This is a genomic window from Croceitalea sp. MTPC5, assembly GCF_036985505.1.
Taxonomy (GTDB): Bacteria; Bacteroidota; Bacteroidia; order Flavobacteriales; family Flavobacteriaceae; genus Croceitalea.
In genome coordinates, this window is sequence record NZ_BTGQ01000001.1 from 995,093 (window position 1) to 1,021,836 (window position 26,744).

29 protein-coding genes are annotated in these 26,744 nt (G+C 42.7%); 25 read left to right on the plus strand and 4 right to left on the minus strand.

What is annotated here, in order from left to right; all coding sequences use genetic code 11:
- Nucleotides 1–35 precede the first annotated feature (35 nt).
- The 4 genes from AACM45_RS04580 to AACM45_RS04595 form a co-directional block, all read right to left on the minus strand.
- A complete protein-coding gene (locus AACM45_RS04580; protein ID WP_445227719.1) occupies nt 36–452 on the minus strand; it encodes an HYC_CC_PP family protein in 417 nt (138 codons plus the stop codon).
- Nucleotides 453–548: 96 nt separating this feature from the next.
- The gene (locus AACM45_RS04585; RefSeq protein WP_339141055.1) at nt 549–1,028 is read right to left on the minus strand and encodes a hypothetical protein; all 480 of its coding nucleotides are present in this window, start codon (nt 1,026–1,028) and stop codon (nt 549–551) included.
- A gap of 51 nt (nt 1,029–1,079) precedes the next feature.
- On the minus strand, nt 1,080–1,508 hold the full coding sequence (locus AACM45_RS04590) for a QcrA and Rieske domain-containing protein (RefSeq protein ID WP_339141056.1): 429 nt from the start codon (nt 1,506–1,508) through the stop codon (nt 1,080–1,082).
- A 150-nt stretch (nt 1,509–1,658) separates the two neighbouring features.
- Nucleotides 1,659–2,249 carry an RNA polymerase sigma factor gene (locus AACM45_RS04595; protein ID WP_339141057.1) on the minus strand — a complete coding sequence of 197 codons (591 nt, stop codon included), beginning with the start codon at nt 2,247–2,249 and terminating at the stop codon, nt 1,659–1,661.
- A 110-nt stretch (nt 2,250–2,359) separates the two neighbouring features.
- On the opposite strand from AACM45_RS04595, the gene AACM45_RS04600 reads away from it, so the two are divergent.
- The 25 genes from AACM45_RS04600 to AACM45_RS04720 all read left to right on the plus strand — a co-directional run bounded on the left by AACM45_RS04600 (nt 2,360) and on the right by AACM45_RS04720 (nt 26,738).
- On the plus strand, nt 2,360–3,511 hold the full coding sequence (locus AACM45_RS04600) for a FecR family protein (RefSeq protein ID WP_339141058.1): 1,152 nt from the start codon (nt 2,360–2,362) through the stop codon (nt 3,509–3,511).
- Nucleotides 3,512–3,615: 104 nt separating this feature from the next.
- Nucleotides 3,616–7,134 carry a SusC/RagA family TonB-linked outer membrane protein gene (locus AACM45_RS04605; protein WP_339141059.1) on the plus strand — a complete coding sequence of 1,173 codons (3,519 nt, stop codon included), beginning with the start codon at nt 3,616–3,618 and terminating at the stop codon, nt 7,132–7,134.
- A gap of 25 nt (nt 7,135–7,159) precedes the next feature.
- Nucleotides 7,160–8,563 carry a SusD/RagB family nutrient-binding outer membrane lipoprotein gene (locus AACM45_RS04610; RefSeq protein ID WP_339141061.1) on the plus strand — a complete coding sequence of 468 codons (1,404 nt, stop codon included), beginning with the start codon at nt 7,160–7,162 and terminating at the stop codon, nt 8,561–8,563.
- Nucleotides 8,564–8,594: 31 nt separating this feature from the next.
- Nucleotides 8,595–9,233 carry a heavy-metal-associated domain-containing protein gene (locus AACM45_RS04615; protein ID WP_339141062.1) on the plus strand — a complete coding sequence of 213 codons (639 nt, stop codon included), beginning with the start codon at nt 8,595–8,597 and terminating at the stop codon, nt 9,231–9,233.
- A 163-nt stretch (nt 9,234–9,396) separates the two neighbouring features.
- A complete protein-coding gene (locus tag AACM45_RS04620) occupies nt 9,397–10,878 on the plus strand; it encodes an aminotransferase class V-fold PLP-dependent enzyme (protein WP_339141063.1) in 1,482 nt (493 codons plus the stop codon).
- 32 nt (nt 10,879–10,910) lie between these two features.
- The gene (locus AACM45_RS04625) at nt 10,911–13,937 is read left to right on the plus strand and encodes an amidohydrolase family protein (protein WP_339141064.1); all 3,027 of its coding nucleotides are present in this window, start codon (nt 10,911–10,913) and stop codon (nt 13,935–13,937) included.
- A 10-nt stretch (nt 13,938–13,947) separates the two neighbouring features.
- Nucleotides 13,948–15,270, plus strand: coding sequence for an amidohydrolase family protein (locus tag AACM45_RS04630; protein ID WP_339141065.1), 1,323 nt, complete (start codon nt 13,948–13,950; stop codon nt 15,268–15,270).
- Nucleotides 15,260–16,645 carry an alanine/glycine:cation symporter family protein gene (locus tag AACM45_RS04635; protein WP_339141066.1) on the plus strand — a complete coding sequence of 462 codons (1,386 nt, stop codon included), beginning with the start codon at nt 15,260–15,262 and terminating at the stop codon, nt 16,643–16,645. The genes AACM45_RS04630 and AACM45_RS04635 overlap by 11 nt, the downstream gene beginning before the upstream one ends.
- A 10-nt stretch (nt 16,646–16,655) precedes the next feature.
- A complete protein-coding gene (locus AACM45_RS04640; protein ID WP_339141067.1) occupies nt 16,656–17,924 on the plus strand; it encodes a M14 family metallopeptidase in 1,269 nt (422 codons plus the stop codon).
- A gap of 6 nt (nt 17,925–17,930) precedes the next feature.
- Entirely contained in the window at nt 17,931–18,683 is a 753-nt protein-coding gene (locus AACM45_RS04645) for a DUF6503 family protein (protein WP_339141068.1), read from the plus strand.
- A gap of 248 nt (nt 18,684–18,931) precedes the next feature.
- Nucleotides 18,932–19,351: an HYC_CC_PP family protein gene (locus AACM45_RS04650; protein WP_339141069.1), complete on the plus strand. Its 420-nt coding sequence runs from the start codon at nt 18,932–18,934 to the stop codon at nt 19,349–19,351.
- Nucleotides 19,352–19,517: 166 nt separating this feature from the next.
- A complete protein-coding gene (locus tag AACM45_RS04655; RefSeq protein ID WP_339141070.1) occupies nt 19,518–20,099 on the plus strand; it encodes a helix-turn-helix domain-containing protein in 582 nt (193 codons plus the stop codon).
- Nucleotides 20,100–20,174: 75 nt separating this feature from the next.
- A complete protein-coding gene (locus tag AACM45_RS04660; protein ID WP_339141071.1) occupies nt 20,175–20,582 on the plus strand; it encodes a c-type cytochrome in 408 nt (135 codons plus the stop codon).
- Nucleotides 20,579–21,739, plus strand: a complete 1,161-nt coding sequence (locus AACM45_RS04665) for a hypothetical protein (protein WP_339141073.1) — start codon at nt 20,579–20,581, stop codon at nt 21,737–21,739. Before AACM45_RS04660 ends, AACM45_RS04665 begins: the two co-directional genes overlap by 4 nt.
- Nucleotides 21,740–21,761: 22 nt before the next feature.
- Nucleotides 21,762–22,082 (plus strand): hypothetical protein, encoded by a 321-nt coding sequence (locus AACM45_RS04670; RefSeq protein WP_339141075.1) that lies wholly within the window; start codon nt 21,762–21,764, stop codon nt 22,080–22,082.
- A 158-nt stretch (nt 22,083–22,240) separates the two neighbouring features.
- Nucleotides 22,241–22,684 carry a hypothetical protein gene (locus AACM45_RS04675; RefSeq protein WP_339141077.1) on the plus strand — a complete coding sequence of 148 codons (444 nt, stop codon included), beginning with the start codon at nt 22,241–22,243 and terminating at the stop codon, nt 22,682–22,684.
- 32 nt (nt 22,685–22,716) lie between these two features.
- A complete protein-coding gene (locus AACM45_RS04680) occupies nt 22,717–22,980 on the plus strand; it encodes a hypothetical protein (RefSeq protein ID WP_339141079.1) in 264 nt (87 codons plus the stop codon).
- A 16-nt stretch (nt 22,981–22,996) separates the two neighbouring features.
- Nucleotides 22,997–23,212: a heavy-metal-associated domain-containing protein gene (locus tag AACM45_RS04685; protein WP_339141080.1), complete on the plus strand. Its 216-nt coding sequence runs from the start codon at nt 22,997–22,999 to the stop codon at nt 23,210–23,212.
- Between the two features lie 27 nt (nt 23,213–23,239).
- Entirely contained in the window at nt 23,240–23,449 is a 210-nt protein-coding gene (locus AACM45_RS04690) for an SHOCT domain-containing protein (RefSeq protein WP_339141081.1), read from the plus strand.
- 48 nt (nt 23,450–23,497) lie between these two features.
- Nucleotides 23,498–23,713: an SHOCT domain-containing protein gene (locus AACM45_RS04695; protein WP_339141082.1), complete on the plus strand. Its 216-nt coding sequence runs from the start codon at nt 23,498–23,500 to the stop codon at nt 23,711–23,713.
- 66 nt (nt 23,714–23,779) lie between these two features.
- The gene (locus AACM45_RS04700) at nt 23,780–24,226 is read left to right on the plus strand and encodes a hypothetical protein (protein WP_339141083.1); all 447 of its coding nucleotides are present in this window, start codon (nt 23,780–23,782) and stop codon (nt 24,224–24,226) included.
- 71 nt (nt 24,227–24,297) lie between these two features.
- Nucleotides 24,298–24,573, plus strand: a complete 276-nt coding sequence (locus AACM45_RS04705) for a DUF5676 family membrane protein (protein WP_339141084.1) — start codon at nt 24,298–24,300, stop codon at nt 24,571–24,573.
- Between the two features lie 146 nt (nt 24,574–24,719).
- On the plus strand, nt 24,720–25,514 hold the full coding sequence (locus tag AACM45_RS04710) for an AlbA family DNA-binding domain-containing protein (RefSeq protein WP_339141085.1): 795 nt from the start codon (nt 24,720–24,722) through the stop codon (nt 25,512–25,514).
- 4 nt (nt 25,515–25,518) lie between these two features.
- On the plus strand, nt 25,519–26,223 hold the full coding sequence (locus AACM45_RS04715; protein WP_339141086.1) for a lycopene cyclase domain-containing protein: 705 nt from the start codon (nt 25,519–25,521) through the stop codon (nt 26,221–26,223).
- A gap of 53 nt (nt 26,224–26,276) precedes the next feature.
- Entirely contained in the window at nt 26,277–26,738 is a 462-nt protein-coding gene (locus AACM45_RS04720) for a universal stress protein (RefSeq protein ID WP_339141087.1), read from the plus strand.
- The last annotated feature ends 6 nt before the right edge of the window (nt 26,739–26,744 follow it).

Sequence of the window (26,744 nt, forward strand, 5' to 3'; positions counted from 1 at the left end):
ACCATCGCTGGGCTCAAAGATTCAATTACTTAATATCAAATAAGGAAAGTCTGATGAAGGACCTGAACATCCTTTATCAATGGAGGGGGCGAGTAGTCTCCAAACGCATTATTTTTGGTTTCGAGCCCCTCGAAAAGATTTATATACGAATAGATAAATGAAACAACGAACAATTGCTGCTCGTGGGTCAAATCCTCAAAGGTAATTTTGAGGTCGTCCTGACCATCAATGGTCCAAGTCACATCATTACAACAACCATCCTTCATGATTGATTTCTCATGTGAATGTTGGTCTTTGGCGACTGACATACCACAAGAGTCGGCGTCCACGAACCACGCCGAATCCACTAGATAGTCACCGCAATAGTGGCTGTTCATTGTGAAGGAAAAAGTGGAAAATAGCACAATGAGCGCCATCAAAAAAGATAATATTTTGAAACAAAATACTTTCATAAATCATTGCAAAACTACAAAATTTTTAACACTCTTTTTTTGTTTAACATATTTTAAGACATTATCTCCTTTAGAAATCTATGTGGTCTGTTCAATTTAGTCAGGTTTAAGTTCCACTACCAATTCGACCAACTCCTTAATGGTTTCGGGAGGGTTCCCGTCATCAAAACCTGTTGATTCATATAGCTGTCCCCTGAAATAAACTTTGAGTTTTGCATGTGCCGCACCGTCATGTTTCCGCTTTTCAGAGGGAGCGACTAAATAAGGTAATTCCTTTAATCTTAGAGTTTGTACCAATTCTGTTATTCGTTCCCATTTCTGGTTGTCCATTTTCAAGGTGTCAATGGTTTTCCCTCTGCTTTTTTGAGTGAATACCATTCTGCTTTCGCTCAATGCTAAAAGTTGATATGAACCCCTTGTTATGGTGCGATATTCTATTGCCAAATCGCTTGGGCTTGATTGTGAAAACGAAAAATTGGACAAGAGTATAAAACTTATTATGGTGCAGATATACCAAATTTGTGTGGTTCGTCTCCTTGTATTGTTCTTTACCGTTACATGCATTTGCCTTTTCATCTGTTTGATTTGGAGCATAGCAACAAATTCCGTTCCAGTACATATACTATTTTATTCAAAAACTCTGAGCATCCTGTCATTTAGTTCGGTATTGAAAATTTTTAAGGGATTGGGCGTAATACTGTTTAAAGGGTTACCATTTTGGTCGAATCTGGCCCCGTGGGTAGCACAACGGTAGATACCCCCATCTTCGGTAATGAAACGTACTTCCTCTGTTTGTTGATGGCTACAGATTTGGCTGGCGGCCACATATTCCCCCTCCAAGTTTTTAGCCACTACGACAAACTCCTTTAAGATAAATCCCCCGTTGTTCTGTAACGCCCCCCCTTCCTGGGAATCAAGGTCTATGGTGATATCAATTCCCGTGGGAACAGGAAGACCTGTCTCAGCACTATCTTTTGAACATCCGTTCAAGCAGGGATAAACCAGGGCAAAGGCCGCCCCTGCACCTATATTTCGCAAAAATTCCTTTCGTTCCATAAAATAGCTTTATACTAATCAACGTAGTGATATAGGGTTTTCATATTATTGAAACAAAAAACATTTTGGAAGTTCCACTATTCTGAATCTGAATTTAGGAAGTATTGAAAATCCTTGACAACCAAAAATTGAGATAAGGTCTGTCGTTTTTCAAGTGCTTTTAGTAGGTTTTAGAAGCATAAAAAGTAACTGAATTTTATCTAATACTTTCTTTCTCAATATCCTCAGCGCTTTGCTAAGATGCCCCTCGACCGTTTTAATTGAAATCCCTAGATATTCAGCTATTTCGTTGTTTGTCAACCCTTCTTTTTTGCTTAACAAGAACACCCTATGGCACTTTTTGGGAAGGTTCTGTATCTCTTTCTCGATGACGGCCATTTTTTGGTGCATCTTTTCTTCCCCTTCTTTTTCAATGACATTGTCCAAAGTATCTGCCAGGGCGGCTTCCAGTAAATGGGTTTCTTTTTTTGTTTTTTTTATATAATCCAGAAAAGTGTTTCGAACCGATTTATAAAGCCAACCCTTTATTACGACGCCATCCTTTATCTTTTTCCTTTTTTTCCATAACTTATAAAAAACCTCTTGGGTCATGTCTTTCGCCAAGGCTTCATCTCTGGTCAGACTTTGAGCATACCAAAATGTTGCCTCATAATGGGCGGCTATTAACAAAGCAAAGGTTTTTCTGTCCCCTTCTCGGATTGCTTTTATATCAACATTTTGGTTCTGAGAGCTCAAATCCATAGGTTATTTTAACAAAAAAAAGCCTTTTTTACCATAAACTTCAATAAAAAGCGAGGGTATTTAAAATTTCAGTCGTTTAGCATAAGAATAGAAAACTGCACAAAAAAGCAATGGAAAAGCGAAACAAAGATTTAATCATCCACAAATTTCTGAACAATACGGCAACAGCTGAGGAAATTGAGTTTTTGACAAAATGGCTTGACCAAAACCAGCCCAAGTTCGAGGCAGAGATAAAACTTCACCATTTGATTTCAGGTGCAATTGCAAAAGAAAATGCCGAACGATTGAAGATGGAATTGCTTGAAAGTTTTGCAAAGAATAATAACACCCATAAGAAACCTATCGTGCTGCGTGCACTAAAGTACGCCGCTGTTTTCCTTGGGTTACTTGCTGTCGGAGCATTATACTTTCTCCAAAATGAAAAAGATCAGATACGATTCCAGGAGAATGTCACCATTACGCTAAGCAATGGCACAGATGAAGAAATCGTTAAAACCGATAGGCGTAAAACGGTTGCCAAGACCAATACCTTTAGTGCTCAACAAGAAGGTGACCAAATTGTTTATCAAAAGAATGAGTCTGTCAATGGGCTTCAAGAGCCATTGGTCTACCATACTTTAAATGTTCCCTACGGTAAAAAGTTTCAAATAGTATTATCCGATAGTACTAAGATATACTTGAATTCGGGTTCGTCAATAACATATCCCGTTGTCTTTAACAGTAAAGGCCCAAGAAACGTGATGTTAAGGGGTGAAGGATACTTTGAGGTGAAGTCAGATTCTTCGAGGCCATTTTATGTGAGAACCGAGTTCACTAAATCTAAGGTTTTAGGTACAGCATTCAATGTATCGGCCTATGATGATGACCAGCAGACCAGAATAGTTTTGGTTGAGGGCAGTCTTAAAGTGAAAAAGCGGGATGCTTCCGTGAGCAGAGCAATACTCCTTCAACCCAACCAAATGGCCTCATATGACTATTCCAAAAGTGCGCTGACAAGTAAGAATGTCGATATCAGCAGCCATATCGCTTGGAAGGATGGAATCCTACTATTCAAAAACGAAGATTTCTACAGCATCACTAAAAAACTGGAGCGGCATTATAACATTTCAATAGGCATTGATGAAGAGAATATCGGAAAAGAACGATATACTGGACGGTTTGAGACCGAAACCATCGAAGAAGTGCTAACTGCCTTTCAGCGGATCAAAGGCTTTGATTATAGCATGAAAGGTGATAAAATAAAAATAAAACCAAACCAATAAGCGCATGAAATAAACCTTAAAAGAATCAGGGATTGCTGTAACAATCCCATGATTCCAAACAAATTCAAAAACTGATTGACCAATTTTTAAACTCTTTCAAAAGTATGAAAAACACACTATCTAAAGACTATTTTGTTCTTAAAATAGACCTGAAAATGAAAATAACAGCGCTACTCTTATTAGTCGCATTGTTTCAATTACATGCCAACAATACCTATTCACAGAAATCAAAAATTTCTATGAATATGGAAGATGTTACCATAGAATCAATATTTGATGAAATAGAAAAAATAACAGACTACAATATCCTTTACAAAAATTCGGACTTGGATATCAAAAAAAGAATTTCCGTAAATGTCGATAAAGTAAAAATAGAGACGCTTATGGAAATTATCTTAAAAGATACCGAAGTGTCTTTTGAAGTAAGAAGAAAGCTCATTGTGCTGTTGGAAAAGAATATAAAAGCGAAAACAAGCACAAAGACCTCTTCCAATATTGGGCCGAACAACCCAATACAATCAATGAACGTAACCGGTAAGGTGACCGATAAAGAAGGGGTTCCCCTCGCAGGCGTCAACATCGTCATCAAGGGAACCACCAAAGGTGTTTCGACCAACTTTGATGGAAACTATAAAATTACGGCATCCACGGGAGATGTATTGGTCTTCTCCTACATTGGCTTTCAGACCACTGAGGTAACTATCGGCCAAGACGATGTCATCAATCTTGAAATGGCGCCTAGTGCAAACCAATTGAACGAGGTGGTACTAACGGCAATAGGCACTAAGCAATTAAAGGACGAGACGGGCGCCACAAGCTCCTCAGTAGAACCCGAGCGCATCGTAAAATCAGGAGAAACTGGAGTTATCAATGCCCTTTCAGGAAAAGTCTCCGGTCTTCGTATTGCCCGGCAAAATGGAGATCCTGGAGCTGGTTCGAATATCCAGATCAGGGGAATTAATTCCATTGAGGGGGATAGCAATCCCCTTATTATTATAGATGGTATCCCAGTAAGCAACGATTCTTTTGATGATGATGGTGTAGGAGGCAGTACGAGTGTTACCCAGCAGTCGAGATTGAACGACATCAACCAGAATGATATTGAAAATGTTCAAATTTTGAAAGGAGCATCGGCTGCCGCCTTATGGGGTTCACGAGCGGCCAATGGGGTTATTTTAATTACCACAAAGGGAGGATCGTTTAATAGACGTCCTACATTTACCTATAGCTCTACCTATTCCATTGACGATATATCGGTAAGGGTACCCTTGCAGGACAAGTTTGGACAAGGCCGGGGCGGTGTACGGGCATTGAACAGGACCGAATCATGGGGAGACCGTATCGCTGACCGACCCGGCGGACAAGATGACTTTGATACCAGCGGAGAGTATTTTGTTACTCCTTCCGGTGAACTGTACTATCCCATTGCCAATAAAAATTCCAGGCAAACATTTATCGACGAGAATTTTGATGCTGTATTTAGAAACGGTTCATTTCTACAGCATGATTTTTCTGTTGCTGGCGGTGGCGAAAAAGCTTCCTATTTTTTTAGCTACGGTATCCTGGAACAGGATGGGATCGTCAAAAATGCAGATTATAACCGTCAGAACATTAGACTGAACACCAAAGTAAACCTCACTGATTGGTTGGATGTGAGGAATAATGTAGCCTATACCTACACCAAATCCAACAGGATTCGAGGTGGTGGAAGTATCACCGGCCTTTATATAGGTTTGCTGAGGAACCCTGCAGATTTTGATATCAGGGGTCACATTGGGACTTATGTCGATGGTAACGGTGATGTTTTTCAGAACAGGCAGCGATCTTATCGAAATCAGATAGGGGCCTCTAGTAATGCGGGATATAACAATCCATTATGGACTATATACGAACAACGCAATGAAACCAGGGTAGATCGGTTTCTAATGACCCCCGAAATAAATATTCGGGCTTCAAATTGGCTTGATTTTACACTTCGTGGTGGATTGGACTATTACTCCGATGAAAGACTACAGTTTCTGCCGATCAATACGGCCGGGGGGTCAAGATTCGGTGATATGCGTTCGACCGTTGCGGTAAGCAAGGAGTACAACTTTGACCTTCTTATGAAAACCAAGCATAATCTCACCCCGGACATAAATGTGAACACCACATTGGGTTTCAACTTCAACAACAGAAAAAGAGCCACATCATCCATAAGATTGACCCCATTTGTAGTGGATTCTAGACAACCTATTTCAGATCTGAATCCGGATGATGCTTCCACGAGCTGGAGCCGGAATTTACGTCAAATCCGAACCAATAGAGGTTATGCGCTCGTCAATTTTGGCTTGTTCGACCAGTTGTTCGTCAATGCATCTGCCTCTTTAGAGGCATCTTCTACCATTGAAGGGGCATTTTTTTATCCTTCCGTGGATATGGCATGGCAATTCAGCGACCTTTTTGAAAATGACGAGCAATTTTTCGGAAAATTGAGGGCATCCTGGGGAAAAGTCGGGATACAACCAGGGCCTTATCGTTTTGAGACGCTTGCAACCACCAATTTCCAAGATTTTGGTGGTGTTTTTGAGGTTTCGGATGTTCGTGGCAACCGTAACCTTAGGCCAGAAATAAAAACGGAATACGAAATTGGCGCCGACCTGCGATTTTTCGGAAATAGACTTAATCTTGGGGTGACCTATTATGAAAATGAAATAGATGACATTCTGTTCGAGGTCAAAACCAATCCCAGTTCGGGTTTCAATAACAGCTACCGAAATGCAGGTATCATAGAAAACAAGGGCTGGGAAATAGACCTCTTGGCGAAACTCATCGAAAAAGAGGATTTTTCACTATCGTTCAATGCCAACTTTAACAACAACGAAAATTTGGTGGTAGATATCTTCGGAGCGGAGACCGTGGATATCGGGGGTACTTCCAAAGCTGTCAAAGGATTTCCAATGAGTTCGTTCTGGCTCCCCGGTTCCGTGTTGAACGAAGACGGTACCCGTGCATTGGATGAGAACGGATTTCCTGAAGTGGATACCGAAAGACGGGTTATAGGAGATCCCAATCCCGATTGGAGAGGTGGTGCCGGTATGCAACTGAACTTTAAGGGTTTTGACTTTAGCTTTCTCTTTGAACACTCTCAGGGCGGGGACTTCATCAACCGTGGAAGAATCGTAATGTATGGCTTTGGTACCCACGCCGATGTAGGCAACGAAATTACCCTGACCGAGGATTTGGCAAATGTAAATGGTGATGTGTTCAGCACCGGAACTACGGTTAGGGGCAATATCGCCGATTTTGGGGCGGGTAATGTATTGCTCGATGAATCGTTTTATAGAACACGGGGCGGGGGCCTTGGGTTCAACAAACTCAACGACCTTTATATTGAGGATGCCACATGGACTAAACTCCGAAACGTGACCTTAGGATATACATTTGATAGAAACCGGTACAAAAACTTTCCCCTGAAAAGTTTAAGAATAGCCTTGACGGGTAGGGACCTTATTTTGTGGACCGACATCATTGGCTCTGATCCCGAAACCAGTTACTATGGAATCAGCAATGCCTCGGGGATGGACTATTTCACCAACCCCTCCACCCGTTCTGTACTTTTTAACCTAACGGCTACTTTTTAAACTACGAACCCTAATACAGCATAAAATGAAGACAGCAAATAAAAATCTTATCATCCTGTTGCTACTGTTAACTTCCCTATTTATAGGATGCGAAGAATTGGTGGATGGGATTAACGAAAACCCAAACAACTTTACTTTGGACGAGTTGGAACCTGGCCTATTTTTGAATGGGGCCGAGTTGAACCTTATTGATATCCTATTGGATGATTTCAATAGAATGGCAGGATACTGGTCTGGTCAGCTAATTGGTTTTGACCAAACGGAATTGGAGCGATACAGCTATAATGTAACGTTTACCGACTTTAACTGGGATGGGTATCAAGAAGTTTTGACCCCGTTAAAGGAAATTAGGGAACGAACGCCCGACAATAATCGATACCAAGGAATTACAAGGGTACTAGAGGCCCAACTTGTTGGAAACTATGCCTCTCTATATGGTGATATTCCTTATTCCAATGCCCTGTTGGAGATCGACAATCCCCAATTTGATGGTCAGGCAGAAGTATTCAATTCGTTACAGTCACAATTGGATGTGGCCATCAGCAACCTGTCCAACGTCACCCCTCAAGATGTGGTCTTGGAAGATTTTCTGTTCAATGGCGACGCAATAAAATGGCTAGAGTCCGCATGGACCTTGAAGGCTAGGTTCTACATGCTAACACGACAGTACGATTTGGCCTACGCCGCGGCACAGAATGGAATTGCTTCCCAAGAAAATAACATGATGTTCGTGCCCTTGGATTTGGAAGATGTTACCAGCACAAAAAACAAATTTTGGATATTGCTTAACAACACACCCAGTGCGGGAACTGGAAACAGTTACCTTGTACAGCTTTTGGATTTATCTAGTGGTATTTCAAGAAACAATACAAAAACCAATGAAACTGCCCGACTACAGTATTATACTATTGATGAGGCGAATCCGGACGGTAATTTGGGTATAGCCGATGAACTGGAGCCACAACCGCTGATTACCTATCAAGAGAACCTTTTGATTCTGGCCGAAGCGGGAGCCCGTACCCAAGGCTTTAATGTCGGTTTGGGGCATTTGAACGCTTGGAGGGCCGAATTGGCGACGGGCGATTTTTTCAATGCTAGTGTAGCGGGCCAGCCTATGATGTACGATGCTTATACCGCCGCGGACTTTGCCCCCAGTGGCATCGAGAATCCTGATAGTGTTGATGCTGATACTGCTTTGTTACGTGAAATTGTAGAGGAACGCTACATTACTGGTTTTACGACCTTTATGCCATTTGATGATGCGCGAAGGCTACGTACGGAGAGTGAAGTGGCCGTACCATTTCCAAACAATACCACCACGGTCCCTGGTAGGGTGGAAAGGTTCCTATATCCTGAGGATGAAGTATTGGCCAATACCAGCGTACCCGAAGATCCAGGTCTTTTTGTTCCAAATCCCATTAATCAATAATAAATATCAATTTTCTTAAAATTAAAATTCAATGAAAAAGCAAGTAAAAAGTTTTGTGTCTTTAGTTTTGGCCTTTTGCGCCGTGTCCTTTTTAAATGCACAAGAAAAATCAAGCGAGTTTGAGGTGTTGGGCAATTGTAATGGCTGTAAAAAACGCATCGAGAAAGCGGCCAATTCTGTAGAAGGGGTGGCCAGCGCAACATGGAACAAGGATACAAAAATTATAGAGGTAGCCTATGATTCCGAAAAAACCTCGTTGGAGGAAGTTTCCAAGGCAATCAACGAAGTGGGCCACGATACCAAGTTCGGCAAGGCGAGCGATAGTGCCTATGAGGCGCTGCCCGGTTGTTGTCAGTACGACCGCGAATCGGATAGTAGTGAAGCTTCCACCGATAGTACGGTAGCTTCCTTTGATTTTCAGGTGTCGGGCAATTGTGGCATGTGCAAAAAAAGAATCGAAAAAGCGGCCAGAGCGGTTTCTGGGGTTGCCAATGCGGAATGGAACAAAGAAACCAAAATGGTCAGTATCGGTGTTTCTGACAAGGCCGTTACCAAGGATGAAGTTTCCAAGGCCATTGCCGCGGTAGGTCATGATACCGAGTTCCATAAGGCAGAAGCATCGGTTTATGAAGATTTGCCAGGTTGCTGCCAATACGATAGAATACAATAAATCTTTAGTATAGGGCTGTCCTCTTAATTGAACATCCATATTGACGATTAAAGCATAGAAGCAAGAAGTAGTTTTGCTTTAGACTTTTAATTATTTGAGTTAGTTCGTGAGTCAATCTTGGAGTTCAATTAAGCAAGGGCGGTCTTTTATTTTTCAAAGAGAAATGATAGCACAAGAAAAAGAAACCCTGGAATCTTATTTTGGCGATTTCAGAAGAGATATCATCGGTATCGATACGGAGATAAAGACGCCGTTCGGGACAAAACCTTTGGTCTACGCCGACTGGATCGCTAGTGGTAGATTGTACGGTCCGATCGAGGATATAATGCGTGAAAGAATCGGCCCCATGGTCGGGAATACCCACTCAGAGACGAGTTATACGGGCAAATTGATGACGGGTCTTTATGAGACGGCCAAAATCCAAATTAAGAAACACGTAAACGCTTCCGAAGAAGACGCCATTATCACTACCGATACGGGTATGACGGGAGTACTATGTAAATTTCAGCGTATTCTCGGGCTTAAGATTCCGGAAAAACTAGAGAAATCCTTTACCATCCCGGAAAACGAACGCCCCGTTGTTTTTCTGACCCACATGGAGCATCATTCCAATCAGACGACGTGGTTGGAAACTATTGCAGATGTGGTCGTATTGCAGCCTACTAAGAATTTGTTCGTAGACGCAAAAGTCCTGAACCAAGAGTTGGAAAAGTACAAGGACAGAAAGCTGAAAATAGGCTCTTTCACGGCCTGTTCGAACGTAACCGGAGTGAGTGCACCTTACTATGAGCTGGCCGAAATCATGCATGCCCATGGTGGTTATTGTTTTGTGGATTTTGCTGCTTCCGCACCCTATGTCGATATTGATATGCATCCCGAAAAGGAGTCAAGAAGATTGGATGCCGTGTTCTTTTCGCCCCATAAATTCCTTGGAGGCCCCGGAAGCTCGGGTGTATTGGTCTTCAATAAAAAATTGTACAAAAACCGAATTCCCGATAATCCCGGAGGGGGTACGGTCACTTGGACCGACCCTTGGGGAGGCCATAGTTTTTTTGAAAGTGTCGAAGCTCGCGAAGATGGCGGTACCCCCGGATTTTTACAGACCATGAGAACTGCTTTGGCCATAGGGTTAAAAGAAAAAATGAGCGTTGAGAAAATCCGTCGACGTGAAAATGAATTGGTAAGAAGATGTTTTGAGGAGCTACCCAAAATAAACGGGTTGCATGTCTTGGCCGGAGAGGTACGTTACCGTCTTGGTGTATTTTCCTTTTACTTGGAGCATCTTCACTACAATCTGGTCGTAAAGCTATTGAACGACCATTATGGGATTCAATTAAGGGGCGGGTGTTCCTGTGCCGGTACCTACGGGCATTTGTTGTTGGAGGTGTCCCAAGAGCGTTCCCGGAGCATTACCAGTAAAATTGACGAGGGTAACCTGGCCGAAAAACCCGGATGGGTGCGTCTTTCGCTGCATCCTACAATGACCGATAATGAACTCGACTATATTCTTTCCGCTATTAAGAGGGTGTCCGAAGAAGGTGAGAAATTGAGCGAGGAATACACTTACGATCCACAGACCAATGCTTTCTACTATAAAACTGAAAAAGCAGGGAAAGTTGAATTGGCCCATTGGTTCGATATCTAAAATTAGACTAATCCATATTACCAGAATTTGAAATGGGAACACTCAAATATTCCAAGTCCATTACATCGCTCATCGCGGTTCTTTTCTTTGTTCATTCCAATGGTCAAGAGACCTTTCCGAAAAATGACGTTTCAGATCGCAGACCAAATGCCTTTGCGCTAACGCATGCTACTATTGTAGTCGATCCGGCAACCATTCTTAACGATGCCACACTGGTGTTGAGAGACGGCGTTATAGAAGCGGTCGTTTCAGGAGCCCAAGTTCCTAAAGGATACACCGAAATAGATTATCAAGGGCGCTACATCTATCCCTCTTTCATAGATATTTTTAGCAATTACGGTCAACCCGAAGTGGTTATACCCAAAAGGGGAAGTCCTTACGTAAAAAGGGAGCAGATCCAGTCGAACACCAAAGGTGCCTACAACGCCAATGAGGCCATAAAGGCCAGTTACGACGGTGCAGAACACTTCGAAATAAATGAAAAGATGGCCGAAAAATTAAGGTCCCAAGGTTTTGGAACCGTTGCCACCATGAGACCCGATGGCATTGCCCGGGGCACAGCGGCTTTAGTGGTACTTGGCGATGGCCGAGAGAACAATATGCTTATAAAGCCCAAAGTGGCTGCCCATTATTCATTTGACAAGGGAAGCTCCACGCAAGATTATCCCGTATCGCCTATGGGTTCCATCGCCTTATTGCGACAGACTTTCTACGATGCCCAATGGTATGGGGGCCATTCCAAAAAACCATTTACAGATCTCTCCCTGGAAGCCCTTGTGAATAACAAAAAACTTCCACAAATCATTGAAACCGAAGGTTGGTTAACGGCCCTACGGGCATACAGATTAGGGAAAGAGTTTGATATTGATTTTATTATTAAAGGCGGGGGCGACGAGTACCAACGTATTGAGGAAATCACAGAAATGAATGCTCCATTGGTCATTCCCATACATTTTCCGAAGGACTATGACATTACCGACCCGCACGTTGTCGATAAAATATCCTTGGCCGATCTTAAACATTGGGAGTTGGCCCCTACCAACCCATCACGTTTGGAAAAGGCCGGTGTCCGTTTCGCCGTCACCGCCCATCCAACCGATAATAGCAACGATTTTTTAAAAAACCTTAGAAAGTCCGTTACCTATGGGCTGAGCAAGAAAAAAGCACTTTCAGCACTCACGACCACGCCTTCTGCCATCTTAAAAGTCGATGACATCGTAGGCACTTTAGCTAAGGGCAAACTGGCGAATTTCATCATTACCGACGGCGACCTTTTTGATGAAAAGACGGCACTTATCGAAAATTGGGTGAAGGGCAATCGCTTCATGGCCAACGACCTGGCAGATAAAAGCATCGTTGGAGAATATTCCCTTGAAGCCGGAAACTTAAATGCAACCTTGAATATTCAGTCAAAGAATCTACAAAAATATGAGGGCTCCATAGTTCCCCAAGGGGGTTCCAAAGAAAAGATGAGCTTTACTATGGAGCGGGATGTTCCGGTGTTGGAATTTAAGGCAAAAGGTTCAACATATAGTTTGACGGGATGGATGGAGACCGTTGGAGATAAGACGGTCTTAAAGGGGACCGGAACGATAGATTACGAAAAGGAGATTAGATGGGCAGCAACCAAGATACAGAAAGTATTGGAAGAAGTAAACGATAAAACAGGGCAACCTGAACAGGATACAGCATCCTTGGGGAAGGTCTTTTTTCCCTTTATGGCTTTCGGAACCCCTGAAAAAATAGCATCGGAGCGTATCTTGATTACCAACGCAACGGTCTGGACCAATGAAGACGAAGGCGTCCTTTCCAACACCGATGTAATGCTGGAAGAAGGGAAAATCGCAAAAATCGGGATTAATCTGTCAGCCAACGATGCTAATGTCATAGACGGTACCGGAAAGCATCTTACCGCAGGCCTTATCGATGAGCATTCCCATATCGCCATCAGTGCGGTAAACGAAATTACCACCAATTCCGGTATGGTGCGTATGGGCGATGTGCTAGACTCGGAAGATGCAAGTATTTATAGGGCATTGGCAGGTGGTGTGGTGGCCGCACATATATTACATGGTTCTTCCGACCCTATTGGGGGGCAATCCTCCATAATCAAGCTCAAGTGGGGAGTTGGCCCTGAAGAACTCAAAATCAAAAAGGCAGCTCCTTTCATAAAATTTGCTTTGGGCGAAAACCCCAAAAGGTCAAAAAGTGCCCCATCCATCCGCTTCCCCAGAAGTCTTATGGGCTTGGAACAGTTCTATGCCAACGCATTTACCGAGGCATTGGATTATAAAAAAAGCTGGCGGACCTTTGACAAAGCAGTCAAGAAAAGAAAAAATACCTTGGTCCGGCCCAGAAAGGATTTGGTCAATGAGGCCATGTTGGAGATCATCGAGGGTAAACGGTTTATTTCGGCCCATTCGTACCAGCAAAAGGAAATGATGATGTTGATGGATGTTGCCGAGCGGTTCGGTTTTACCGTGAATACGTTTACGCACGCCCTCGAAGGATATCGCATAGCGGACAAAATGGTGGAACACGGTGTTGGTGGAAGTACGTTCTCCGACAAATGGAACTTCAAATGGGAGACCCGCAACGCAATCCCGTACAATGCTACCATCATGAACAATGAAGGGGTATTGACCGCCATCAATTCCGATAGTAGGGAAACCATTAGGCATTTGAACCATGAGGCGGCTAAATCCATTAAATATGGCGGTTCAAGTAAAGAGAATGCCCTTAAAATGATAACGTTGAACCCTGCCAAACTCTTGCATCTTGACGACACCATGGGCAGCATCAAAGTGGGTAAATCCGCCGATGTGGTGTTGTGGTCGGGCCCTCCCCTATCCCTTTATTCCAAACCCGAAAAGACGATTATTGAAGGGACCATCTATTTCGATATCGAGAGGGACAAACAACTCAGGAAAGCCAACCAAAAAGAGAAATCACGCATCCTCAAAAAAATGGGGAGCGGTGATTCCGACCAACGGCCAACGGCCAAAATTTCGAATACAAAACCGGAATTCGATTGTGAATATATCGAAATGGACCATTAATTTCAAACCAATGACCAGATTAAACAAAGTACTTTTTAGCCTGATTTCAATAAGCCTATTCTTTATTTCCGATGATGCGGAAGGACAATTGCTTCCCGAAGCCGCCAAACCCCAGAGCGAGCCCATGCTGCTTTCTGGTGGCAGGGTACACACGGGCGAGGGTACCGTTCTTGACAATACGACAGTGGGTTTTAAGGATGGAAAAATTACCTATGTCGGAAAACTTGAAGACGCGGGCAGCGAATTCAACGATTATAAGATCATTGATGTTTCCGGACAGCATATTTATCCGGGATTCATTTTGGCCAATTCACTGATAGGCATTGAAGAAATAAGCGGGGTTCCTCATTCCAACGACAAATTGGAAGAAGGAGACATGAACCCGAGTTTAAAGACGGTATTTGCTTTCGACACGGGTTCGGAACATATCCCCACCTTGAGGTACAACGGCATACTCATGGTAGAAACCATCAGGTCCGGGGGTTTAATATCCGGAACATCCGCAGTCATGGAACTGGATGGCCGGAGCTGGCAGGAGGCCGTTTTCGTAGAGGAAGCTGCAATACACTTGTATTGGCCATCGGCACAGTCATCTTCTTACGACGCGAAAACAAAGACGAGGCGCATCAAAAAAAACAAAACCTATGCCTCCAAACTATCGCAATTGCACGAATTGTTTACTCAGGCCTCTTCCTACGGCACCATCGCCGACAAGAAGACGAATCTAAAGTTGGAGTCCTTACAGGGGCTTTTTTCTGGAAATAAAAGATTGGCCATTCACGCCGGTGAACCCAAAGAAATTATCGAGGCCGTTGAATTTGCACAGGCACACGGCGTACAAAAAATCTTTTTGGTCACTTCATACAGCGCGTTGTCGGTAAAGGATTTTTTAAAGGAAAACAACATCCCCGTTATTCTACCGCCCACTTATGCCTATCCCAGAAGTGACGATATGCACTACGACGCCTATTATCGATTACCGTACCTTTTGTCAAAGGAAGGCCTCATTGTGGCCTTGAGCCATACCGGTATGCTTTCTACTTCAAGAAACCTGCCTTTTTACGCAGGTACGGCCGCTGCTTTTGGCATGGATAGGGAAGCGGCACTACAATTGATCAGTCTGAATCCGGCCAAAATATTGGGTATTGATGGACGTGTAGGATCCATTCGTGTCGGTAAGGATGCCACTTTGTTCGTTTCAAAGGGAGATGCCCTGGATGTGCAGGCCAATTCCCTTTCAATGGCATTTATTCAGGGCAAGAACATTACCCTAGATGGGCCACATCAAGAATTGTTCAAGAGATACTCACAGCAGTTTGAACATGGTAAATAGCTGGACGGAGGCCATTGAAAAAGCCATTATAGGATTCAGCAACTGGATTTGGGACATTCCCTTATTGCTATTATTGGTTGGCGGTGGAATCTATTTTTTAATATATTCCAAACTTTTGCCCTTTAAGTATTTTTCTCATGCCTTGGCCATAGTCCGCGGTAAGTATGACAGTTCATCGGATGTCGGCCAGATAAGTGCTTTCAGGGCATTATCAACGGCCCTGTCATCAACCTTGGGCATGGGAAACATTGCAGGTGTCGCTTTGGCTATTGGCATGGGTGGGCCCGGTGCGCTTTTTTGGATGTGGATGAGCGCACTGATTGGTATGGCAACAAAATACTATACCTGTTCACTGGCCATTATGTATCGGGGCAAAGACGATTCTGGGGTTGTACAGGGCGGCCCCATGTACGTGATTACCGAGGGCTTGGGGAAAAAGTGGAAACCACTGGCAATATTCTTTTCGATTGCCGGTCTTTTCGGCTCCCTTCCCATATTCACGGCCAACCAACTTACCCAGATCTTGAACGATGTACTGCTGCCCGTTCTTGATCATCCCAAATCATCGACATCTTCATTGCTCATAGGGATGGTCATAAGCATTTTGGTTTCCGTAGTCATCTTTGGCGGCATCAAGCGGATTGCAAACTATGCCAGCAAATTGGTGCCCTTTATGGTGGTACTGTATTTTCTTTCGGTATCCTATATTCTGATGATGAACTATACCCAAATTCTACCCGCTTTTGAACAAGTGTTTTCGGATGCCATGACCGGTAATGCCGTTTTGGGCGGAAGTTTGGGTGCCATCATAATTGTCGGTGTACGCAGAGCCGCTTTTTCGAACGAAGCTGGAATCGGAACGGCACCCATGGCTCACGGAGCATCAAAAAACTTGGAACCTGTAAAGGAAGGCCTGGTGGCCATGCTCGGGCCTTTCATTGATACGATTGTGGTATGCACATTGACCGCGATCGCCATTCTGGTGACCGATAGTTGGCAAGACCCCAATATTGGTGGTGTTACCGTAACTTTGAATGCCTTTGTAAAGACCATGCCCGAAGTAGGCACCTTGTTATTGGTATTTATCGTATCCATTTTTGCGTTGACGTCATTGTTCACCTACTCATATTACGGTTCAAAATGTACAGCCTTTCTCTTCGGCACCAAGTACAAAAAATTCTATAATTATGTGTACATTATAAGTATCAGTTTGGGTGCGGTGTCAACGATGTCAGGTGTCGTAGGCCTTATTGATATCAGTTTTGCCTTGATGGCCATACCGACCATGTTATCTGCCATTATCCTATCGCCAAAGGTAAACCGCGCCACTCAAAATTATTTCAAGAAATTATCATTGAACACTAAGGTTATTTAAGTCACTTATTATGAAAAAAATCATAGTACTATTTTATGTATTGGGCCTAGGCATTACCTATGCCCAAAACGAAAAATATCAGGGGCAACCCCCAATAGAAATCGTTCCCACGGATGCCAGGCCGGTTCAAAGGCAATGGAAGGGCAATTTTACATTTGATGATGATGCCGTCATGTTCTCGAATGACTTTGACGGGGCCAGACTCAACGGTATCGTTAAGAACAATGACAGTACCTATACCGTTTTGATAACACCCGAAAATACTCCCATCAACACCAGCCCTTGGTACGCCTTTAAGGTATGGGCGAAAGAAAAGAACCCGATCAACGTTGTTATGACCTACCACGAATCGGCAAAGCATCGCTATTACCCGAAGCTCAGTTCCGATGGGCTTGTTTGGTCGCCACTGGACTCTATCAACTATACCGAGTATGAAAAGGGGGATAAGGCTTTTGGTCCCGGCTCCCTTCCCGTAAAAGTAAGTATGAAATTGCATATAGGTCCCGATACCCTGTGGGTGTCAGGGCAAGAGTTGCATACTTCGCATCATGTCTCCGCTTGGGTGGACAGCCTAGCGAAGAAAGATTTCATTGCCAAAAAAATAATCGGAAAAAGCAGGCAGGATAGAAACCTGAATCTATTGGCAATCGGAAAGGAAACATCGAAAAATATGCTGATAGTCATCTCGCGCCAGCACCCACCAGAGGTAACCGGGTACCTCGCGATGAAAACCTTCATAGAAACCATTACATCGGACACCAAATTGGCCAAAAAATTCAGGAGGAAATTCACTACTTATGTAGTTCCGCTGATGAATCCGGATGGTGTTGACAATGGCCATTGGAGACATAATGCCGGGGGTATCGATTTAAACAGGGATTGGGCCAATTTCAATCAACCGGAAACCCGGGCAGTCAAACATTTTATGGAGGAAAAGGTAAGGCAGAATCAAGGAAAATTCTATTTTGGTATCGATTTTCACTCCACATGGGACGATATCTATTATACGGTCGATCCAGATTTAGAAGGGAACATGCCCAGTTTAGTTACCGACTGGCTGACGGATATCAAGAAAGAACTCGATGGGTATGACCCCAACATCAGGCCAAGCGACAACATGCTACCGACTACTGTTTCCCGTAATTATTTTTTTGTAGCCCATGGGGCGGAAGCCTTGGTCTTTGAAATCGGGGACAATACGCCGAGGGCTTTTTTAAAGAAAAAAGCGCGCGTAAGCGCCAACATTTTGATGCAACTGATGTTAGAACGATTAAAGTAACGCTGAATGAAATTATTCCATCCAATACAATACTTTATAATTAGCCTTGGTCTGATGATATTATTATCTCAAACGCCATGTTTTAGCCAAGAGGATATCATCGATAAGGCCATAGCAGTTTCGGGAACCGAAAAATTGAAAAACACGAAGGCTTCATTCGATTTTAGGGATTATCAGTATACATACAAAAGAAACCAGGGGCGATTTGAATACACAAGAATCGGCAATAAACCCGATGGCACCGAAATACGGGATGTCTATACCAATAAGGGGCTGGTCCGTTATGTGGCCGATACCTTGGTAAACCTTACCGAAAAAAGAAAGAAAGCCTATGCCAATTCGGTGAATTCGGTCATATACTTTGCGTTTTTGCCCCTTTGGCTCAAAGACCCTGCGGTCATTTTAGAAGACCAAGGTAGAAGCGTGATAAAAGGTAAGGAGTATTATAAAATCCGTGTTACTTTTGAACAAGAGGGCGGTGGCGATGATTTTGAGGATGTGTTCCTCTATTGGTTCGACGTCAAGGATTATAGCATGGACTACTTTGCTTATAAATACTCTACCGGCAAAGGGGGTATCCGGTTTCGGGAAGCTTATAATGCTCGTATGATCAATGGCGTGACCTTACAGGATTATCACAACCTAAAACCAAAAACAAAAGGAAGTATTTCTTTTGACCACATCGAAAAAGCGTACGGGAATAACCAGTTGGAAACCCTCTCTAGAATAGAGTTAAAAAACGTTAAAATTGATTTTTGATTAAAATAGTATAGGTTAAAGAAAATCTGCCGTATTATTAGCGGTTTTGGTAATCTCTCGCAATTTCTTAGGCTTCACTGATGGTCAAAACATGACCAATATCATCTTTTTGTTTATCCTTATTGATTAGTTTTAGAGCGATTCTTTGACCAAGAATTGCATATATTACTGATATACAGTATTTTATATTTTTTCAAAAGTTAAAATCAGTTTAAAGTGGTTAAACAAAATTTTTGTATTTTTAAGTTGTGAAGCGAATTTACTCCAAAATATTATCCATATTTCTAACCTGTGCCGTATTATTTACCACCACTTCCTTTACGGCAAATATGCATTTTTGCTGTAGTAAATTGGTCAGCCTTTCTGTGACCGGTGAGGCAAAGCCATGTGATGAAAAGCTTCAAAATCCAGAAAACACTTCCGCTAAATGCTCTTTAGGGCAAAAGGATTGTTGCAGTACTGACGCCTTCGTCAACATTGGCAAGGATGATTTAAAAAAGGTCTCCTTTGAGATTGATTCTCAAACTTTTGTCTTCTTAAAGGCCTTTATCTACACCTATATAAACCTTTTCGAAGGACTTGAGGAAAATGTAGTTCCCTTCAAAAACTATAAACCTCCGTTGATTCAGAAGGATTTGCTAGTTCTTCACGAGACTTTCTTAATTTGATTTTTAATTAAGCGGATTGTTTATGCAATAGTCCGCTCTTCGCATTGGCCATACCTCTTAAGTGGCCTCTTATTGTCGTACCCTATTCCCACGGCAGAACATTCAGATTGATTGCCAAACAGGGTTTTACCTGTTGAGATTTAATGTAAACCATAATACATGTACCATGGATTCCATAAGGGAATACTGGATAAAGAATATGGTTTGTAGGCGTTGCCTAAAGGTCATAAAGCAAGAATTGCATGATTTGCGCATTACGGTACTATCCCTTGAACTAGGGAAACTTACGGTAAAGGCACCAGAAATAGCAATTGTTGAAGTAGACCAAAAAGTGGTAGATGTCCTTCATTCCAACGGTTTCGAAATAGCCAAAAGTGAAGAGGAAATGATTGTCGAGAAAATCAAGATTGCCTTGATATCGTTGATTGCCGACATCCCTATCAACATGAAGGAGAAAACCTCGGACTATCTGGCTAACATGTTACATCGAGAATACAAGGTATTGAGCAAGATTTTTTCTAAGAATGAAAATAGCACTATCGAAAAGTACTTCATAAAGCTGAAAATTGAAAAGGTAAAAGAACTCATTCAATTGCGGCAGCATACTTTTTCAGATATCGCTTATATGCTCGATTACAGCAGCGTCAACCACTTATCCAGACAGTTCAAGGAAATCATGGGCATGAGCATGACCGATTACAAGAATAGCCAAAAGTGGCAACGGGGCTTTCTTGACGAAATTATATAGATATCAAAGAAGATTATGCAGATATCTCTAACCAGTAAAAAATAGTTTTGACACAGCAACCTAATTGATTTTAATATGAAAGTAACAAATATAATTACTGATCCTATGTTCTTGACAGTTCTACTATTCCTCTTGGCGATGCCAACTGGAAATGCTCAAGACGAATGGAAAGCACCTGAAAGTGCCGATAAATTGACCAATCCCTTGAAAAATGATGCCTCTGCAGTTGCTAATGGCAAAAGGACCTACAGAATGCTCTGCGTAATATGTCACGGGGCCAAAGGCAAGGGAGACGGAATGGGCGGTGCAGGATTGACGCCGAAACCTACCAATTTTACCAGTACGGATGTCCAGGCACAGACCGATGGAGCACTTTTCTGGAAACTAACCGAAGGACGCCCCCCCATGGCCTCCTATAAAACCGCTCTACCCGAAAAGAAAAGATGGGAATTGATTAACTATATCAGAACCTTAAAACAATGAAAAAGCTACTAGTATTTACGACCCTATTGGTGTTTGCGTCTTCGGCTTTTGGACAGACCTACAACACCTTTGAACCAAGTAAGACCCAATTTATGCTGCGTGGTTACGGCCATACAGGATTTGAATATATGGATTCGGGCGATGAAACGGAATCTACATTTCTAGGTTCTGCCTTTGCCCCAATTTTCCTCTATAAACATTCGGATAGGCTGATGTTCGAGGCCGAGCTTGAATTTGTATTGGAGGGTAGCGAATTGGAAACCGGCCTGGAGTATGCGGACGTCATGTATGTGCTCAACAAAAACATGACGGTTCGTGCCGGTAAGTTTCTTTTACCTTTTGGCACCTTTATGGAAAGGTTACATCCTGCGTGGATAAACAGATTGCCCAATGCCCCTTTGGGCTACGGACACGACGGCATTGCACCTTCTTCAGGTATCGGCGTGGAGCTTCGTGGGGCATTCGATTTGGGTGGCCCCAAGCTTAATTATTCTGTGTACTCGACGAACGGCCCACGTATAAAAGACGGAAGTGAGGAACCGGAAGAAGCAGGCATTTTGGAATTTGAGAATTACGAGGATACCAACTTGGCCAAGGCCTATGGAGGTCGAATCGGGTTACTGCCATTCTCTGATTCTTCCACAGAAATTGGCTTTTCAGCCTACTCCACCAGCGGCACAGGAGAGGAGGATTCGGAATTCGAGGATATCGGTGCTTTTCTTTATGCACTCGATTTTTCCTTAGTGAAACAAATACCGGGATTGAGCGGTATAGTAGATGTAAAAGCCCAATACAATAGTTCAAACGTGGATACTGCCACATTTATCGAGATGCATGAGGATGGAGATGAGGAAGAATACTCTTTTGACAATCAAAGCAACTCGTTTTATGGTCAAGTGAGCTATCGGCCCACCATGTCAGGAAGCAACTTCGTAAAAAACTTGGAGTTCGTCGCAAGGTATTCAGACTTCAATGCACCTGAAGGTGCGGAATGGGAAGAGAAATCAACGCAATATGCATTTGGCCTCAACTACTGGTTAAGCTGGCGTTCGGTGGTTAAACTAAGCTATCAAACCACAGAGACTGAAGGCGGTCATGATGGAGATGGCATCACCAATACAGACGGATTGTTTTTGCATTGGGCCATAGGATTTTAATTAAATCAAAAAAATCAAAGAAATGAAAACAGTATATAAATTATCAATCTCCTTGGGTCTTATGGCCGCATTTGGGTTGACGGTCGTTGCCTGTTCATCGACAAAGGATAAATATATGGATGTGCCCACTGATTCAGTAGCGGACGCGTCTGAAGAATTCAAGATAGAGAAGTCCGGGGCCCAAATGTGGGGAGAGACCTGTAATCGATGCCACATCGCCCCATCGCCTTCTGATTACAACGATACTGATTGGGAGACAATCAGTTTGCACATGCGGGTTAGGGCCAACCTCACCGAGCATGAAAGCAAGAAAATAGAAGAGTTTCTTAAATCCGCCAATTAATGGAAAAATGGCTCCCATAGCCGCTAGGTCAATTTGGTTATGGGAGCAAAATTAAAAGAACAATAAATAAGGAAATAACTTAAGAACACTTTAGTATTCATAATTAAAAATTGAAAAGAATGAAAACAGTATCACTATTTCTCTCAATGATTGCGCTCATGGCTCTAGTGAGCTGTAGCCAAAATGTAGATGCCGATGCAATCCTTGAGAACTCCGAAACACGAACCGAAATCATCAAGGCCATAGCGGGCAACCATAGTTATATGACCGAATTTATGGACGCCATGCAGACCAACGACCATGCGATGCAGATGATGCAGGGCAACCAAAAAATGATGGGCCATATGATGAAGGGTGAGGGCATGCAAATGATGATGAAGGACAGTATCATGATGACAAATACGATGCATAACATGATGAAAAATGGCAAGATGATGGGCAAGATGATGCAGATGATGCACAAAAAAGGCATGATGAGCGACGATTGCATGCAGTCTTGCATGAACATGATGAAGGACAAGGGAATGGACATGCAAGGTATGGGAATGATGGGCGACGGCGCAATGAAATCTAATGGAGATGACCATTCCGGACACCATTAATACTTACAGAAGTAACGAAAAAATAAAAACTCATGAAAGGACATTGGATATGGATGGTCATCGGTTGTGGTCTTCCCTTATTGTTGATTTTTTTCGCGCCCGCATTGGGCATCACGGGATACAACGGGCTTTTCGCCTTTATCATCGTAATGTTTTTGATACACCTTTTTATACCACACGGTGGTCACGGGCATAGTAGTCACGGTAAGCCAGATAAGAACAAAAACCATGATCACGGTAAAGAACAAGTTTCCACCGAGACCCAAGAAGAACATCGAGGACATCGGCACCATTAAAAATTATGCTATAGCGATGAAGCATAGGTATCAAATTAACGGAATCAGCTGCGGTGGCTGTGTCACAAGGGTTAAGAAGACCTTGGAAGAACACCCGAATATAGAAAATGTAGAAATTTTTTTACAACCCGTGGGCGCAACCATTGTAAAAATGAACAAGAAGCTTACGGTCGAAGAACTGCAAGGGCAACTCAACGAACTTGAAGGCTATACCATTGCAGAGATTAGTTAAAATCATAGAAACCTTAAAATTAAAAATATGTTTTACAAAGATGGATTTTTTTGGGGCATGCACCTTATCTGGTGGGCCATTTGGTTTGTGGCCTTAGGCTGGATCTTCTTTGCCCCATCCAGTTCCTCTTATGAAGAAATTGAGGGAGAAGACCCACTAATGTTGCTCAAAATCCGGTTCGCCAAGGGCGAGATTTCCAAGGAGGAATATGAGCAATCAAAGAAACTTTTAGAATAGGACAACTAGTCCAGGAACAAACAACTATTAACCTTTAAATCTAAAACTATGCATTTTTTCGACGGACACTGGGGCGGTATGCACTTCGTATGGTGGATCATATGGTTGATCCTCTTGATATGGATATTCTTTGTGCCATACGACATCCCTTACCGAAAATCAAAGAAGGAAGACCCTCTCGCAATTCTCAAAAAAAGATTTGCCAATGGTGAAATTACAAAAGAGGAATTTGAGGAAACAAAAAGGATTCTAAAATCCGAATAGTGTCATTTCAGTTTTGACTTGACACTAGGAAGTAGCTACAATTAGTAACACTTAAAATGAATCAAAATGAAAACAAAAATCAAAAAAACAGTAGGAATTGTTTTGGCCGTTTTCACATTATCGGCCTGTGCAAAAAAACAGGAAAGTGCTGTAAAGGATATGCTTAAGGACCCGTCACAACAAGAGGAGGTTTTGACCTTGATGGTCGAAGACCACGATCTGGGCAAAAAATACATTGCCAAGATGATGGATAACGACCATGCCATGGGAATGATGGTGGACGAACTCGTAAAAGAGGCGGCTAAGGATACCATACTTGCGAACAAATTGAGCGATATGATCACTAGATATCCTGACCTTATGCTACTGACCACCCACCATTTTATGCCAGTAATTGCGTCGGACAGCCTTTTGACCGATTCTTTTTGTGATCACACACTAGAACACGAGGATCTCGCCAAGGCCATGCACAATAAAATGGAATACAAAAAGAGCCTTGAGCGCAACCATTGACTCCGACTTTGGTTTTGACACATGAACAAACTCATAAATAAATAATAACAATAAACATTAAAACAAGAATCATGAATCGTATCAATGTAAAAAAATTCGGTTTTGCCATGGGGCTTACCGCTGCAATCCTCTACGCCGGCTGCATGATTGTTTTGGCCACAGCAGGACAAGAAGGAAGCATAAAGTTTTTCAACAGCCTATTGCACGGCTTGGACACCACCAGTATAATACGGGTAGACGTGCCAATTTGGGAGGCACTTATTGGTATTGTCCAGACTTTTATCATTGCCTGGCTAACAGGTGCCCTGATTGCAGCATTTTACAACACACAAATTAAGAGTAGATAATCTGAAAAATAGATCGGAGAGACTTTTTAGGAACCGGTGTCGCATCGACCGCAGGCAATTTGTTGTCGGAAAATGCCAAAGAACTGAGCAATTGACAATGGAATCCCGGAATTGAACCTAGAGTACAACCATATAAAGTAGAATAAGTGAATAGTACTGCAAGAAATATCAAAACGATTTTAACCCAAACGGTAATATGGGGGGGCATTTTCTATTTCCTTGTCCATCCTTTTACCATGGTGCTCTATTGGTTTGAATTTAGCAATACACCATTTTCATTTTCCCTGTTTTGGGACGTCTTAAAGTCGCAATTTTTAGAATCTTTCACTTTTGATATGAGAGGGATGAGCGTCTCGCTTACAGTCCTTGGCATTTTCCTAGGGGTAGTTTCCGGCCTATTTTTCATAACCCTCAGGCGAAAGAACAAGCTTATAGGCACACAACAGCAGTTGTTACTGCGCGATTTAGAAGAATTGATAGAGGCGGGTGAGAATGAACGGGTAGAATTTAAGTCATCCATCCGCTATGATTATTTTAGGAAAACCACCAACCGCGAACTGGAATTGGTCATAGCCAAGACCATTACCGGTTTTATGAATGCAAAAGGGGGCAAATTAATTATTGGTGTTGATGACGACGGAAGCGTTTTGGGCCTGGAAAAGGATTTTAAAACCCTTAAGCATAAAAACAGGGATGGCTACGAGCGGGAGGTATACCGGATTATATCCACTCAGCTGGGGCACGAAGCCTGTTTCAGCAATCACATATCATTCTATAGTTTAAATGAAAAGGAGGTGTGCGTCATAGATATCGAACCTTCCAAAAAACCCATATATGTCAGCGATACCGGGGCCACTACTTTTTACGTCAGGACAGGAAATGCTACCTACCCATTGACGGTCAAGGAAGCGGTCGATTATTTAGAAGCCCGAAAACTATAAGATTATGCAATATGTCTGGTTCATATGGTCCCTTATTATTCTAGCCCTTTGGGGCGTGGTCTATCTAATGAAGAAAGATTCTCGAAGAGAAATGCTGAAGATGAGTTGGATAACCATGCCCTTTGGGCTTACCGAACCCCTTTTTGTTCCCCAATATTGGCATCCGCCATCGCTTTTCGATTTGGCGATAAAAACAGGTTTCGATATCGAAAGCCTAATCTTCTCTTTTGCCATCGGAGGTATAGGGACGGTACTGTACAATTTTATTTTTAAGCGAAGGTATGTTGAAATACCGCATACCGAGCGCAAACATGCAAGGCACCGGTTGCACCTATATATCCTTTTCGTTCCGGCGGTCGTGTTTTTGGTATTGGCCCTGTTCACGCCGTTGAACCACATCTACTGTGGTATTGTAGCGATGTTCTTGGGTGGAATGGCCACGCTGTACTGCCGTCCGGATTTAAAGACCAAAATCTGGATAAGTGGATTTCTGTTTACGGCATTGTACTTTGTTTATTTTGGAAGTATACTCCCGTTCTATCCCAACTATGTAGAACTTTTCTGGAATCTGGAAAACCTTAGTGATATTCTAGTGACCGGCATTCCAATAGAAGAGCTTTTGTTCGCTTTTACTTTCGGGATGTACTGGTCAGGCTTATACGAACACTTGTATTGGAGAAAATTAATGAGACCTATTACCGTGGGTTAGATGGCAAAGCAAGTAGTATGAAATAAGATTTATGAACAATTAGATATAAGAAGATGAAAATAGTATTGGCAATAGATGGCTCCAAGTTCAGTAGAGCCGCCATTAATGAACTTGCAGCAATGCGCTTGCTGGGGGGCACTGAAGTATGTATACTAAGTGTTTTTGAAAATCCTTTGCTGACCGCTCCTGGAGCAGCTACCCTTGGTAGTCCACTTGGTAATTATTATGAAGAAGCGGTGTCCAATGCACGAAAGTCAGCGCAAACTATTGTGAAAAATGCAGCCAAATCAGTTAAGGATAAGAACCCTGAAATATCAATAACCACCGAAGTTATCCATGGCCTTCCGAAAAGCGCCATTCTCGAAAAGGCAGAAAACTTTGGCGCAGACCTTATTGTTGTTGGGTCCCAGGGCCATGGTGCATTTTCCCGCTTTTTGCTCGGTTCGGTCTCCCAATCCATTGCCATGCATGCCAGTTGCTCGGTTCTGATTGTTAGAAAAAAAAGTGAAAAATAAGTTACT